Origin of the sequence: Bradyrhizobium sp. MOS001 (assembly GCF_004634465.1) — a bacterium.
Classification (GTDB): domain Bacteria; phylum Pseudomonadota; class Alphaproteobacteria; order Rhizobiales; family Xanthobacteraceae; genus Bradyrhizobium; species Bradyrhizobium barranii.
Genome location: NZ_SPVJ01000037.1, coordinates 72,208 through 85,703 on the forward strand (window position 1 = coordinate 72,208; position 13,496 = coordinate 85,703).

Below are 13,496 nucleotides of genomic sequence, written 5' to 3' on the forward strand. Positions count from 1 at the left end.
CTCACACGAAATCGATGAACTTGTTGAAAGGCATTTCGCGGATGCGCTGCCCGGTCGCGGCGAAGATAGCGTTGGCGAGTGCAGGGGCGGCTGGCGGAACAGGCGGCTCTCCGACGCCTCTCACCTTGGGATCGTTCTCGAGCCCGCGAACTTCGATGACGGGGCATTGGTAGATCCGCATCGCTTCGTGATGATTGTAGTTGGTCTGCTGCACCGCGCCCTTGGCGTAGGTGAGCTCGCAATTGATGGCGTGGCCGAGGCCCCAGATGACGCCGCCCTGCACCTGGTTCTCGAAGTTGACGGGATCGACCACCTTGCCGACGTCGACAGCGACCCAGACCTTGTCGATCCTGATGCCTCGCTCCGTCTTCGTGACTTCGACGACTTCGGCTGTCGGCGTGCCGAAGGATTCAACGAACGCGACGCCGCGGCCCCTGCCGTTTCCGAGTGGTCCCTTCCAGTCCGACATCTCCGCGACCGTTTCCAGCACCTTGCGATAATGCGGCACGGTGCACATCGCGATGCGCGCCTTCATGGGATCGAGACCCGCCGCGTGGATCAGCTCGTCGATGAAGCTTTCGGTGAAGAAGCCCGATGTCGAGGCGCCGACCGACCGCCACGTGGTGCTAGGCGAAAGTCCTTGCGCCTCGTAGCTTGTGGCCCGGAAATTGGGGATGTCGTAATAGACATTCCACAGGCCGGCAGCCAATTGCCCATCGGGATCCTTCGAGGGTGTGCCCGAACGCTCGAGCAGCCCCTTGAGCGGAGCAGTCGAGGCCAGTTGCAGATCGGCTGCGACGATCTTGCTCTTGTCGATGCTGCCTCGGTGCCGGGCGATCGCAATCTGCCGCGGAATGTCCTGGAGGAAATCCTCCTCGCGCGAGAACACCAGCTTGATCGGCGTTCCCTTCATCTGATTGGCGATCTCGGCGAGAACGCGGACGTTCTCGTACTCGAGACGGTGGCCAAAGCTTCCACCCGTCCACTGATTGTGGAAGGTGATCTGTTCCGGCTTGAGGCCAATCGCCGTCGCCGCGACATATTGCACGAAACGGGGGCTCTGATGGCCGACCCAGATCTCCATCCCCTTGTCGGTGACGAGGCCGATCCCGTTCAACGGCTCGAGCGGCTGATGCCCCACATAGGGCGCGCGATATTCGGCCTCGACAAGCTTGCCCGTCTTCAGCCCGGCTTCGATATCGCCGATCTTCCGCCACTCCTTGCCCAGGAATTCAGGCTTGAACGAGGATTCAAGAACCTTCCAATGATCCGCCTGCTCGGCGGGATAGGCCGAGGGCGCCCACTCGCAAGTGACGGCGTCGACCGCCTTCATCGCGTACCAGCTGTTCGTGGCGATCACCGCGACGCCATTCTTGATTTCCAGGATCTTCTTGACCCCCGGCATCGATCGCGCCTTGCCGGCGTCGTATGACTTCAGGGGCTGGCCCTTGCCAGGGTTCAGCTTGACGGCGGCATACAGCATGCCGTCCATCTTCTGGTCGATGCCGAACTTCAGCTCGCCCAAGACCTTCGCGCGAACGTCGAGGCGCATCATCGGCTTGCCCAGCATGCGCCATTTCGACGGATCGCGCGGCTTGGCATCGAGCACCGGCGGAATCTTTGCGGCGTCCGCGGAGAGATCGACGTAGGCGATCTTGGTGCCGTTGGGCAGGATCACATGGCCTGATTGGGTGCGCAGGTCGGCCACGGCGACACCCGAACGCTTGGCAGCGGCGGCCTTCAACGTCTCGCGCGCGACCGCGCCGGCAACGCGCAGCTTTTCATAGGTGTCCGGCAGCGTACTCGACCCGCCGGTCATCTGCAGGCCGGACTCTCTCAGCCATTCGAGCGTCTTGGCGCGCGCTTCCTCGGCGGCGGGACTTTGGTCCGCGGCCACGAACGGCGCGAACTCGTCGGCGAAGCCGGTGTTGAAATACGCCGGGCTCGGGCCTGCAAATCGGACTTCGAACTGGCCGGGCTCGAGGTCCATCTCTTCGGCGATCATGATCGGCTGCACCGAGCCGACGCCCTGGCCGATATCGGCGTGCTGGGCGATCAGCGTGATTTTTTCGGGGCTGATCTCGACCCAGGGATTGAAGGTCACGGAATTCGGCGCAAGGCCCGCGGTCAGTGGATTTTCGCTGGCAGTCGCGGCTTGCGCGATGTCGCTGTAGGCGCCGAATGCGATGCCGCCAGCCACGGCGGCAGAGCCGAAAACGAAGGCGCGGCGGGAAAGCGTCTGGTGTCCCATTTCACTTCCCCACCATCTTTGCGGCAGCCGCGTGGATCGCGGTGCGAATGCGCGGGTAGGTGCCGCAACGGCAGAGGTTGCCGGACATCACCTCGTTGATGTCCTCGTCCGTCGGCTTGTCGATCAATCCAAGCAGCGAGATGGCCTGCATGATCTGGCCGGTCTGGCAGTAGCCGCATTGCGGAACCTGATGCTCGATCCAGGCCTGCAGAACGGGATGCTGCTCCCTGTTGTCCAATCCTTCGAGCGTGACGACCGACTTGCCGGCGAGATCGCCGATGCGGGCCTGGCAGGATCGCACGGCGGCTCCGTCGATCTGGACGGTGCAGGCACCGCATTGCGCGACGCCGCAGCCATATTTCGGACTGGTGATGCCGAGCTCGTCGCGGAGCACCCAGAGCAGGGGCATCTCGGGAACGACGTCGACCTGGCGCTTGGTCCCGTTGACCGTGAGCTCGATCATGTCGATGTTCCTTTCGCGCGTCCTCGCGGGACGTGAGGTCGAACAGGCACGCTCCAGCGAGCGTCGTCGAAGGTTGGACCGGCGTGGTCAGCGTGCCGCGCAAGCGCCGATGCTGTCAAACGACGACCCCGCAGCATTTGCGAATTCGCACGAAGAGTATGGTGTGAATTTTTGCCGCGCCTTTGGCGCGATTGACAATCGATTCAATTGCCGCTGATCGTCTGGAAGGGCGATCAGCGCAAGAATGGCACGGGATGGGCCGCGCGATAGAAGAAGTTGATCAACGTGTTGATGTCGAACACCGGAAGGCCCGAGACTTCGGCGACGTCCCGCGAGAACGGGCACATGTTGGTGCATTCGAACAGGATCGCACCCGGGTTTTTGCAGGACGCCATGAAGGCTTCCGTCATCTCGATCATCTCGGCGCGGAGGACGTCGGTGTCCAGTTCCTCGCGGCCGAGAATGTAGGTTGCGGGAAACTGCGCATCGGGCTTCATGCCCTGGATCTGGACGGGGATCTCGTCCGGCGACCAGCCGACACCGCGGAAATGCCCCTCGTTCATGTGGTGGCCGCGTTCGGTGAAGATGCCGATGACCTTGCCCGGCGGCAGCATGGCATGGATCAACGGTGCCTGGATCAGGCTCGAGGTGAAGACCGGGATGTTCACGGCGGCCGCGAGTTGTTTCTGGAATGGCGCGAGGAAGCCACAGCTCGTCGTGATCGCCTTGACGCCGTCGGCTTCCAGCTCGCGGGCCGCCGCGATGAACGGCTCGAGCAGGGCGGGATCGGGATGGTCGCCCATGATCCTTGTGGCGTGTGCGCCGCGCACGATCTTGTAGCGCACCGGGAAATCATAGGAGAGCGCATTGCCGATGTCGCCGCGCGGGCGCGGGAAGCGGGTATCGAGCATCAGGATGCCGATCGTCTCGCCGTAATTCGTGAAGCCGCCGCGGAGTTTCATGGGTGTCCCCACCGATTCGGAAAGGTCGTGCCAGGCAGTCTAATGCGTCTCGTGAAACCGGCTGAGGAAGGACTTCAGCCGTTCGCTGCGGGGCTGGCGGATGGTCTCTTCGGGCGTGCCGATCTCGGCCATGATGCCGTCGTTCATGAAGCCGACGCGGGTGGAGACGTCGGCGGCGAAGGCCATCTCGTGCGTCACCAGCACCATGGTCATGCCTTCGCTCGCAAGGCTGCGGATGACGGAGAGGACTTCGCCGACAAGCTCGGGATCGAGCGCCGAGGTCGGCTCGTCGAACAGCATCACGTCCGGCTTCATGGCGAGCGCGCGCGCGATCGCGACGCGCTGCTTCTGGCCGCCGGACAGGCGGCTCGGAAAGGCATCGGCCTTGTCGGCGAGGCCGACCTTGGCGAGCAGATCGCGGCCGAGCGCATCGGCTTCGTTTCGCGCCATGCCCTTCACCTGCACCGGCCCCTCTGTGACGTTTGCGAGCACCGACATGTGCGGGAACAGGTTGAAATGCTGGAACACCATGCCGACGCTGCGCCGAAGCAGCGCGAGCTGCGCATCGCCGGCGGCGCGCATGCCTTTGCCGAAGGCGAATTTGTGCGTGCCGATCGCAAGCTCGCCCTGCTGCGGCATTTCCAGGAGGTTCAGGCAGCGCAGGAAGGTGGACTTGCCGGAGCCGGAGGCGCCGATCAGGGTGACGACCTCGCCGCGTGCGACCGAGAGCGAGACGCCCTTGAGCACCTCGTGGTCGCCGAACGCCTTGTGGATGTTGTCAGCGATCAGAGCACTCATCGGTGCGCTCCCATCCTCAGCTCGACCCTATCAGCGACCAGCGTCAGCGGGAACAGCACGACGAAATAGAGCACGGCGATCGTGGTGTAGACCTCGAGCGGCTTGTAGCTCGACGCCGTGATGACAGTGCCCTGGTAAAGCAGGTCACCGACCGCGACCACCGACACCAGCGAGGTGTTCTTGAGCTGCATGATGGTCTGGTTGATGATGGAGGGGATCATCACCTGCGTCGCCTGCGGCAGCACGATGCGGCGAAAGATCTTGCCGCGGCGCATGCCGATGGCGCGGCCGGCCTCCCACTGGCCGGTGTCGACGGCCTCGATGCCGCCACGGAAGATTTCCGCATAGAACGAGCCGGCATAGAGCGACAGCGCGATGAAGCAGGCCATCGCCGGCGACATGTCGACGCCGATCAGCACGGGCAGGGCGTAGTAGACCCAGATCAGCTGCACCAGCAGCGGCGTGCAGCGGAACACCTCGATATAGAGACGCAACGGCACCGTGACCCAGCGCGGTGCCGTCGTGCGCAGGATGCCGACGAACAGTCCGATGGCGAGACCCGCGACCACCGTGGTCACCGTGTAATACACGGTGACCAGGAGCCCTTGGCAGATCAGGCCCCAATACGGCTTGAGCGCCGCGAAGTCCCAGACGTACATCGATCGACCGTCAGAACTGCACTTCGGGCGGGAGATCGTCGGCGGTGAGGCCGACCGCCTCAAAACCCTTGAGCATCCATTCGCGGGTCTGGCCCATCGCGCGGTTGTAGTCGGCCCAGGCGCTGAGGAAATCCTTGTAGCGGCGGTCGCTCTCGGCGCGGATGCCCATGTTGGTCGGCAGCGTCAGCAGCGGGCGCGGAATGGCGAGATCGCCGAGGTTCGGGTTCTTCTTCAGCGTCGAGACCGAAAGCACCGCCAGCGAGACGTTGCAGTCGGCGCGGCCGGTCGCAACCGCCAGGATCGCCTCGTCGCGGTTCTTGAAGCCGAGGATGGTCGCCTTCGGGCAGTAGCGGCGCGCGATCGTCTCGTGGGTCGAGCCGATATCGACGGCGATCTTGACCTCGGGCTTGTTGAGCTCGGCCCAGGTCTGCGGCTTGGCAAAGCCCTTCTTGGTGATGACGGTGAAGGAGTGCACCAGGATCGGCGTCGAGAAGTCGATGACGAGCGCGCGCTCCGGCGTCGGGTTCACGGCGAAGGCGAGGTCGACCTTGTCGGCCTGGAGATCGAGGATCTGGTTGCCCCAGGTCGATTCCAGCGTCTCGACCTTGGCGCCCAGCTTGCCGGCGATGTCCTTGGCCATGTCGATGCAGGCGCCCGACCATTCGTTGGTGGCGAGGTCCTTATGGAAATAGGGCTCCTGGCCGACGATGACGGCGACGCGCAGCACGCCATTCTTCTTGATGCGGTCGAGCGTGGAGGCCGGCGCATCGGCCTTGGCCGAGCCGCTCGCGGCGGCGATCGCTGCGCCTGCCAGCGCGACTGTGGTGAGAGCATCCCTGCGATTCATGGTCTCTGTCTCCCTGGAATCTGGGTCGGATCGTGTCCGGCCTCTGGACTATTTCTGTATTCAGGATAAAATGCAATACGGTATTTCGACTTGCTGGCCATTTGGGCGGCAAGGCAGAAATGAGCCCAATATCTTGGCAGGATTGCGCAAAATTCCTGATGGGGAGGGGTTGTAAATTGCATTTAAGTCTGAATACAAGACTGAACGCAATACGGAAGTGAGCTGAAGGAGAGGCCTGTGCGCGCCCTATTCGTCGATGCGAACGAGACCCTGGCGGCGGTGACCGACAAGCTGCTGGCCTCGCAGAAGCTGCCGGTCAGCATCAACCGCAATCCCTCGATCAAGCCCGACGATCTGCCCGGCCTGCTCGGCGATGCCGAGATCATGATCGTCGACCACACGGCGGTGCCATCAGCGATTGCCGAGAAATGCGCGAAGCTGAAGCACGTCGTCTTCCTCGGCACCGGCGCGCGCAGCTACATGAATCCGGAAGAGCTCGCTGAGCGCGGCGTCTCCGTCCACACCATCAAGGGTTATGGCGATACGGCCGTTGCCGAATGCGCGATCGCGCTGATGTGGGCGTCTGCGCGAAATTTTGGCGAGATGGACCGCGGCATGCGCGAGGGCAACTGGCTGCGCCGTGACGCGATGCAGCTCACCGGCAAGACGCTCGGCCTGATCGGCTTCGGCGGCATCGCGGCGGAAGCCGCGCGCATGGCGGCGGGCTGCGGCATGAAGGTGATCGCCTGGAACAGGACGCCGAAGACCCATCCCGGCGTCGAGTTCGTCTCGCTGCAGAAGCTGCTCGCCGAGAGCCACGTCGTCTCGCTGCATCTCTTGCTCAACGACGAGACCAAGGGTTTCCTGTCGCGCGAGCGCATCGCGCAGATGCGCCCCGGCAGCATTCTGATCAACACGGCGCGCGGCGCTGTGGTCGATGAAGACGCAATGCTGGATGCGCTGCGCTCCGGCCACATCGCCCATGCCGGCCTCGACGTCTTCACCGTCGAGCCGCTTCCCGCCGGTCATCCCGTGACCAAGCTGCCGAACGTGACGCTATCGGCGCATTCGGCGTTCCGCACGCCCGAGGCGAGTGACAATCTCATCGGCGCGGCGCTCGACCACTGCCGCCGCATCATCGCCACCGGCAAGTAAAGACATAAGGACATCCCATGTCGGATATCACTCGCATCGACCAGAACGCCCGCCGCAGCCGCGCTTCCGTGTTCGGCGATCTCGTCTTCCTCGCAGGTCAGGTGGCGGATACCAAGGCCGCTGATATCACCCAGCAAACGAAAGAGGCGCTGGCGAAGGTCGACGACATGCTGGCGCGCGCCGGCACCGACAAGTCCCGCCTGCTCAGCGTGCAGGTCTGGCTCAAGAACATGGACGATTTCGACGCCATGAATGCGGTCTATGATGCCTGGGTCGTGCCCGGCAACACGCCGACCCGCGCTTGCGGCAAGGTCGAGCTTGCCGATCCCGCCTTCCGTATCGAGGTGATCGCGATCGCCGCGCGCAGTTGAGGCTCGGCCGTGACTGTCCAGGCGCCCGCATCGACCTTCCGTCCCGCCCAGCGCATCAGCGCGATCGGCGTCTCCGAGATCCTCAAGATCGGCGCGGTCGCGCAGCGGCTGAAGCGTGAGGGGCGACCGGTGATCGTGCTGGGCGCCGGCGAGCCTGACTTCGATACGCCTGATCATGCCAAGGACGCGGCCGAGCGCGCCATCCGCGCCGGCCAGACCAAATACACCATCCTCGACGGCACCGTGGAATTGAAGGCGGCGATCGCCGAGAAATTCCGCCGCGAGAACGATCTCGTCTATGCCGCCGACGAGATCACCGCAGGCGCCGGCGCCAAGCAGGTGATCCACAACGCCTTCATGGCGACGCTCAGCCCCGGGGACGAGGTCATCCTCGCCGCGCCCTATTGGACCAGCTATGCCGACATGGTGCGCATCGCCGACGGCACGCCGGTGGACGTGCTCTGCCGCGAGGAGAACGGGTTTCGCCTCGACGCCGCCGATCTCGAACGCGCGATCACGCCGAAGACGCGCTGGCTGCTGCTGAACTCGCCGTCCAATCCGACCGGAGCCGCCTATTCGGCCGCGCAGCTTCGCCCGATCCTGGATGTGCTCAAGCGCCATCCGCATGTCTGGTTGATGGCGGACGATATCTACGAGCACCTGATCTATGACGGCATGCCGTTCGTGACCGCAGCGGCGCTCGAGCCGAGCCTGAAATCACGCACGCTGACCGTGAATGGTGTTTCCAAGGCCTACGCCATGACCGGCTGGCGCGTCGGCTATGGCGGCGGCCCGCGCGAATTGATCGCAGCGATGGCGGTGGTGCAGAGCCAGAGCACGACCAATCCCTCCTCGGTGAGCCAGGCCGCTGCGATCGCCGCGCTGACCGGCCCGCAGGACGTGCTGATCGAGCGCCGTGCCGCGTTCCAGCGCCGCCGAGACATCGTGGTCGATGCGCTCAACGCCATCGACGGCGTCAGCTGCCGCCGGCCGGAAGGGGCGTTCTATACCTATGCGAGCTGCGCCGGCCTGATCGGCCGCCGCACGCCGGATGGGACCGTTATCGATAGCGACGCCGCGTTCTGCCGCTTCCTGCTGGAGAGGCATGACGTGGCCGTGGTGCCGGGCAGCTGTTTCGGCCTTGCACCTTATTTCCGCCTGTCCTACGCCACCTCGGAACAAAACTTGCGCGAGGCCGTGATGCGCATCGCCAAAGCCTGCAGGGAGCTGTCATGACCATTCGCAACACCCGCACCGGGGGCCAGATCCTGATCGATCAGCTCGTCGCCCAAGGCGTCGAGCGCGTCACCTGCGTGCCGGGCGAGAGCTACCTCGCGGCACTCGACGCGCTGCATGACAGCCCGATCGACGTCGTGATCTGCCGCGCCGAGGGTGGTGCTGCGATGATGGCGGAAGCCTATGGCAAGCTCACCGGCCGTCCCGGAATCTGCTTCGTCACCCGCGGCCCCGGTGCCACCAATGCCAGCCACGGCGTCCACATCGCGATGCAGGATTCGACGCCGATGATCCTGTTCGTCGGGCAGGTCGACACCGGCATGCGCGAGCGCGAGGCGTTCCAGGAGCTCGACTACAAGGCGGTGTTCGGCACCATGGCGAAATGGGCCGTCGAGATCGATCGCCCCGATCGCATTCCGGAGCTGGTCGCGCGTGCCTTCCGCGTCGCCATGCAGGGCCGTCCGGGCCCCGTGGTGATCGCGCTGCCGGAGAACATGCTGACCGAGACGGCGGCCGTTGCCGACGCCATGCGCATCGAGCCGGCCGTGAGCTGGCCGGCACCATCAGATCTCGAGCGCGTCGGCGCCATGCTCGCGAGCGCCAAGGCGCCGCTCGTCATCCTCGGCGGCTCGCGCTGGACGGATGAGGCGACCAAGAGCATCGCGCGCTTCGCCGAACGGTTCGACCTGCCGGTCGCGACCTCGTTCCGCCGGGCCTCGCTGATCGATGCCGATCATTCGCATTATGCCGGCGATCTCGGCATCGGGCCGAGCCCGGGCCTGAAGGCGCGCATCGACAACGCCGACGTCATTCTCCTGATCGGCGGCCGCATGTCGGAGATGCCGTCCTCGTCCTACACGCTGTTCGATATCCCGACGCCGAAGCAGAAGCTGATCCACGTGCATCCGGGCTCGGAAGAGCTCGGGCGCATCTACCAGCCTGAGCTCGCGATCCAGGCGACGCCTGCCGCGTTCGCGGCCGCCGTCGAGACGCTGAAGCCCGCTGGCGCCGTTGCCTGGAAGGGCGAGGCCGCCAAGGCGCATGCCGATTACCTCGCCTGGACCGACAAGGCGCGTGAGCTGCCGGGCACATTCCAGTACGGCCAGGTCATGACCTGGCTCCGCGACCGCCTGCCGAAGGACGCGATCGTCTGCAACGGCGCCGGCAACTATGCCGGCTGGATCCATCGCCATCACCGTTTCCACAGCTTTGCCGCCCAGCTCGCGCCGACTTCGGGCTCGATGGGATATGGCGTGCCGGCTGCGGTGCTTGCAAAGCGGCAATATCCGGATCGCGTCGTCGTCGCCTTTGCCGGTGATGGCTGCTTCCTGATGAATGGCCAGGAATTCGCGACCGCCGTGCAGTACGACGCGCCGCTGGTGGTCATCGTCGTCGACAACTCGCAATACGGCACCATCCGTATGCACCAGGAGCGTGATTATCCTGGCCGCGTGGTCGGAACTCAGCTCAAGAACCCTGACTTTGCGATGTATGCGAAGGCATTCGGTGGCCATGGCGAGCGCGTCGAGCGCACCGAAGAGTTTGCGCCGGCGTTCGAGCGCGCGCTCGCTTCGGGCAAGCCGTCGATCCTCCACTGCATCATCGATCCGCGCGCGATCTCGGTCGGCAAGGATTTCGCGCCGGCGGTGAAGGCGTAGCCGATGTCGGAAGGCCGCCACGTCGCTATCATCGGAGCCGGCGCGGTCGGCGTGATCAGCGCCATCGAGGCGCTGCGCGAGGGGCATCGCGTCACGCTGATCGACGCAGGCGAGCCCGGTGGCGAACAGGCGGCGAGCTACGGCAATGCCGGCTGGCTCTCCTCCCATTCGGTGATTCCGCCGGCCGAGCCGGGCCTCTGGAAGAAGGTGCCGGGTTATCTGATGGACCCGCTCGGCCCGCTCGCGATCCGCTGGTCTTACTTGCCGAAGGCGCTGCCCTGGCTGGTCAAGTATTTGCTCTCCGGCTGGACCGAGGCACGGGTCGAGAAGACGGCGTTTGCGCTGCGCGATCTGCTGAAGGACGCGCCGCTGCTGCACAAGAAGCTCGCGGAAGAAGCGGGCGTGCCCGAGTTGGTCGAGCGCAACGGCGTGATGCACGTATTCCCGTCGCGCGGCAATTTCGACAGCAATCTCGGCTGGCGCCTGCGCAAGAAAGTCGGCGTCGAATGGATGGAGCTGAACGCCGACGAGATGCGTCAGCGCGAGCCGGATCTGCATCCGCGCTACACCTTTGGCGTGGTGGTGGAGGAGGCCGGACGCTGCCGTGATCCCGGCGCTTACGTTGCGGCGCTGGCCCAGCATGCGCTCGCGAGCGGTGCCAAGCTCGTTCATGCCAGGGCGACCGGTCTGAAGCTTTCAGGCAACAAGCTCGTTGCCGTTCTCACCGAGACCGGTGAGATTGCTTGCGATGCCGCGGTGGTCGCCGCCGGCGCGCGGTCAAAACAGCTCACCGCATCCGTCGGCGATCCCTTGCCGCTCGAAACCGAGCGCGGCTATCACGTCATGATCGAGAACCCGGAATCGGGTCCGCGCAGCTCGATGATGGCGTCCGACGTCAGCATGGTGGTGAACTGGACCGACAAGGGCCTGCGCGCCGCCGGCACGGTCGAGATCGCGGGCCTCGAGGCCGCGCCGAACTGGAAGCGCGCCGAAATCCTGCGCAACAACCTCTTCAGCATGTTCCCGAAACTGCCGAAGGATATTCCAGATTCGCGCATCAAAACCTGGTTCGGCCATCGGCCGAGCATGCCGGATGGGCTGCCCTGCATCGGCCATGCGCGTGCCTCGTGCGATATCGTCTACGCCTTCGGCCATGGCCATGTCGGCCTGGTCGGATCGGCGCGCACCGGCCGTCTGGTCGCCCAGCTCCTGAGCGGCAAGCAGCCGGAGATCCCGCTTGCGCCGTTCGCGCCCACTCGCTTCCTCTGAGAACGCACCATGACCTATCCAGCCAACTCGTCCTCTCGCATCGCCCGCGGCGGCAAGGCCATCTATGGCGCGCCGCTCGGCATTTTGATGCTGGAAGCGCGCTTTCCCCGCATTCCCGGCGACATGGGCAACGGCACGACCTGGCCGTTCCCCGTGCTCTATCGCGTGGTGAGCGGCGCGTCGCCGGAGAAGGTGGTGCTGAAGGGCGCCGCCGGCCTGCTGCCGGATTTCATCGAGGCGGCGAAGGATCTGGTCCGGTTGGGCGCGGAAGCCATCACCACCAATTGCGGCTTCCTCTCGCTGTTTCAGAAGGAGATCGCGGCCGCCGTCGGCGTTCCCGTTGCGACCTCGTCGCTGATGCAGGTGCCGTGGGTGCAGGCGACCTTGCCGCCAGGCAAGCGCGTCGGCCTCGTCACGGTATCAGGTTCGACCTTGACGCCGGCCCATCTCGAAGGCGCCGGCGTGCCGCTCGATACGCCACTGGTCGGCACCGAGCACGGCAAGGAATTCTTTCGCGTCCTGATCAAGGCCGAGAAGGATGACATGGATGTGGCCCAGGCCGAGCGTGACGTGGTCGAGGCGGGCAAGGAGCTGGTCGCGAAAAATCCGGATGTCGGCGCCATCGTGCTCGAATGCACCAACATGCCGCCTTATGCGGCAGCTCTGCAGGCCGAAGTTGGCCTGCCGGTCTACGACATCTATTCCATGATCACCTGGTTTCATGCTGGACTGCGCCCGCGCGCGTTTGCCTGAGCCCGGCTGTCGCAAAGCTATGCACAAGATGTGCTAGGCAGCTGTTTGGATTGCAATCGTCCATGCAGCCCCGGTATATTGGGCTGTGTTCGGGCATGAATGCAGCTTATGAAGAGCAACGTGGAACTGGCTTCCGATAGTATCGTCGATCGCGTCTATGAACAGCTCAAGGCGATGGCCGTGAGCTATGAGTTCAAGCCGGGCGAACGGCTCAACGAGGGCGAGCTGGCAAAACGCCTCGGCGTCAGCCGCACGCCGCTGCGCGAAGCGCTCAACCGTCTCAACACCGAAGGCTTCCTGCGCTTCACGCCGGGCAAGGGCTTCTTCTGCCGCGAGCTCGACGCGCACGAGATCTTCGATCTCTACGAGCTGCGCAAGTCGATCGAGGTCGCCTCGATCCGCCTTGCCATCAAGCGCGCCAGGGACGAGGACATCGACGCGCTCCTGAAATTCCTCGAAGCCACCGGTCCCGATCCCGGCGAGCGTTCGTCGGTGGAGCTGGTCGAACTCGACGAGACCTTTCACGAGCGGCTGATGGGGATGTCGAACAACGCCGAGATGCTGCGCGTGCTGCGCAACGTCAACGCCCGCATCCGCTTCGTGCGCTGGATCGACATGGACCGCATCAACCGCTCCAACACCCAGGCCGAGCACCGCGCTGTCGTCGAAGGACTGAAAGCGCGCGACGAAGAGGCCTGCGTCTCGGTGCTGGAGAAGCACATCGACCGCCGATTGGATCGCATCACCTCGGCGATCAAGGAAGGCTACGCGCAGATCTACATGCCGGCTGCGGCGAGGTCTGCGGCGAATTGAGTCGCTAGTCCAAGCGACAGTGTCTCTTCCCTTCTCCCCTTGTGGGAGAAGGTGGCGCGAAGCGCCGGATGAGGGGTATCTCTCCGCGCATATCGATGCATATGAATGCGCCGAGAGATACCCCTCACCCCAATGAGTTTGTATCTTCCTGCGGTGATGCCCTCTCCCACAAGGGGCCTGTTGCGTTATCGGCTCTTGAGGCTGAAGACGTCAGGAGCGAGTGCCCTGGTCCCGGCAATTGCCTGGCAAGATCTGTAGTTG

At 64.5% G+C, this 13,496-nt stretch carries 14 protein-coding genes; 8 read left to right on the plus strand and 6 right to left on the minus strand.

Annotated elements, in window-relative coordinates; translation table 11 throughout:
* Nucleotide 1: 1 nt before the first annotated feature.
* Both CT676_RS32090 and CT676_RS32095 read right to left on the minus strand, forming a co-directional pair.
* Entirely contained in the window at nucleotides 2-2,251 is a 2,250-nt protein-coding gene (locus CT676_RS32090) for a molybdopterin cofactor-binding domain-containing protein (protein ID WP_085405279.1), read from the minus strand.
* A 1-nt stretch (nucleotide 2,252) separates the two neighbouring features.
* Nucleotides 2,253-2,714 (minus strand): (2Fe-2S)-binding protein, encoded by a 462-nt coding sequence (locus CT676_RS32095; protein ID WP_167768222.1) that lies wholly within the window; start codon nucleotides 2,712-2,714, stop codon nucleotides 2,253-2,255.
* Here CT676_RS32095 and CT676_RS32100 point away from each other — a divergent pair.
* Nucleotides 2,713-2,931, plus strand: coding sequence for a hypothetical protein (locus tag CT676_RS32100; protein WP_135216107.1), 219 nt, complete (start codon nucleotides 2,713-2,715; stop codon nucleotides 2,929-2,931). The genes CT676_RS32095 and CT676_RS32100 overlap by 2 nt on opposite strands.
* Before the next feature lie 16 nt (nucleotides 2,932-2,947).
* Here the strand turns inward: CT676_RS32100 and CT676_RS32105 are convergent, their stop codons facing one another.
* Genes CT676_RS32105 through CT676_RS32120 form a run of 4 tightly spaced genes read right to left on the minus strand, consistent with a single transcriptional unit; the run spans nucleotide 2,948 to nucleotide 5,980 of the window.
* On the minus strand, nucleotides 2,948-3,676 hold the full coding sequence (locus tag CT676_RS32105; RefSeq protein WP_085405278.1) for an aspartate/glutamate racemase family protein: 729 nt from the start codon (nucleotides 3,674-3,676) through the stop codon (nucleotides 2,948-2,950).
* A 39-nt stretch (nucleotides 3,677-3,715) separates the two neighbouring features.
* A complete protein-coding gene (locus CT676_RS32110; RefSeq protein ID WP_085405277.1) occupies nucleotides 3,716-4,474 on the minus strand; it encodes an amino acid ABC transporter ATP-binding protein in 759 nt (252 codons plus the stop codon).
* The gene (locus CT676_RS32115; protein ID WP_135216108.1) at nucleotides 4,471-5,133 is read right to left on the minus strand and encodes an amino acid ABC transporter permease; all 663 of its coding nucleotides are present in this window, start codon (nucleotides 5,131-5,133) and stop codon (nucleotides 4,471-4,473) included. The genes CT676_RS32110 and CT676_RS32115 overlap by 4 nt, the downstream gene beginning before the upstream one ends.
* A 10-nt stretch (nucleotides 5,134-5,143) precedes the next feature.
* On the minus strand, nucleotides 5,144-5,980 hold the full coding sequence (locus CT676_RS32120) for a transporter substrate-binding domain-containing protein (RefSeq protein WP_135216109.1): 837 nt from the start codon (nucleotides 5,978-5,980) through the stop codon (nucleotides 5,144-5,146).
* A 237-nt stretch (nucleotides 5,981-6,217) separates the two neighbouring features.
* On the opposite strand from CT676_RS32120, the gene CT676_RS32125 reads away from it, so the two are divergent.
* The 7 genes from CT676_RS32125 (at nucleotide 6,218) to CT676_RS32155 (ending at nucleotide 13,235) form a co-directional block, all read left to right on the plus strand.
* Entirely contained in the window at nucleotides 6,218-7,135 is a 918-nt protein-coding gene (locus CT676_RS32125; RefSeq protein ID WP_085405275.1) for an NAD(P)-dependent oxidoreductase, read from the plus strand.
* Between the two features lie 17 nt (nucleotides 7,136-7,152).
* The gene (locus tag CT676_RS32130) at nucleotides 7,153-7,506 is read left to right on the plus strand and encodes a RidA family protein (protein WP_085405274.1); all 354 of its coding nucleotides are present in this window, start codon (nucleotides 7,153-7,155) and stop codon (nucleotides 7,504-7,506) included.
* 9 nt (nucleotides 7,507-7,515) lie between these two features.
* On the plus strand, nucleotides 7,516-8,742 hold the full coding sequence (locus CT676_RS32135) for a pyridoxal phosphate-dependent aminotransferase (protein ID WP_085405273.1): 1,227 nt from the start codon (nucleotides 7,516-7,518) through the stop codon (nucleotides 8,740-8,742).
* Nucleotides 8,739-10,400 carry a thiamine pyrophosphate-binding protein gene (locus tag CT676_RS32140; RefSeq protein ID WP_085405272.1) on the plus strand — a complete coding sequence of 554 codons (1,662 nt, stop codon included), beginning with the start codon at nucleotides 8,739-8,741 and terminating at the stop codon, nucleotides 10,398-10,400. Before CT676_RS32135 ends, CT676_RS32140 begins: the two co-directional genes overlap by 4 nt.
* A gap of 3 nt (nucleotides 10,401-10,403) precedes the next feature.
* The gene (locus CT676_RS32145) at nucleotides 10,404-11,669 is read left to right on the plus strand and encodes an FAD-binding oxidoreductase (protein WP_085405271.1); all 1,266 of its coding nucleotides are present in this window, start codon (nucleotides 10,404-10,406) and stop codon (nucleotides 11,667-11,669) included.
* Between the two features lie 9 nt (nucleotides 11,670-11,678).
* Nucleotides 11,679-12,422, plus strand: a complete 744-nt coding sequence (locus CT676_RS32150; protein WP_071910045.1) for an aspartate/glutamate racemase family protein — start codon at nucleotides 11,679-11,681, stop codon at nucleotides 12,420-12,422.
* Nucleotides 12,423-12,530: 108 nt separating this feature from the next.
* A complete protein-coding gene (locus CT676_RS32155; RefSeq protein ID WP_014492735.1) occupies nucleotides 12,531-13,235 on the plus strand; it encodes a GntR family transcriptional regulator in 705 nt (234 codons plus the stop codon).
* Nucleotides 13,236-13,496: the final 261 nt, after the last annotated feature.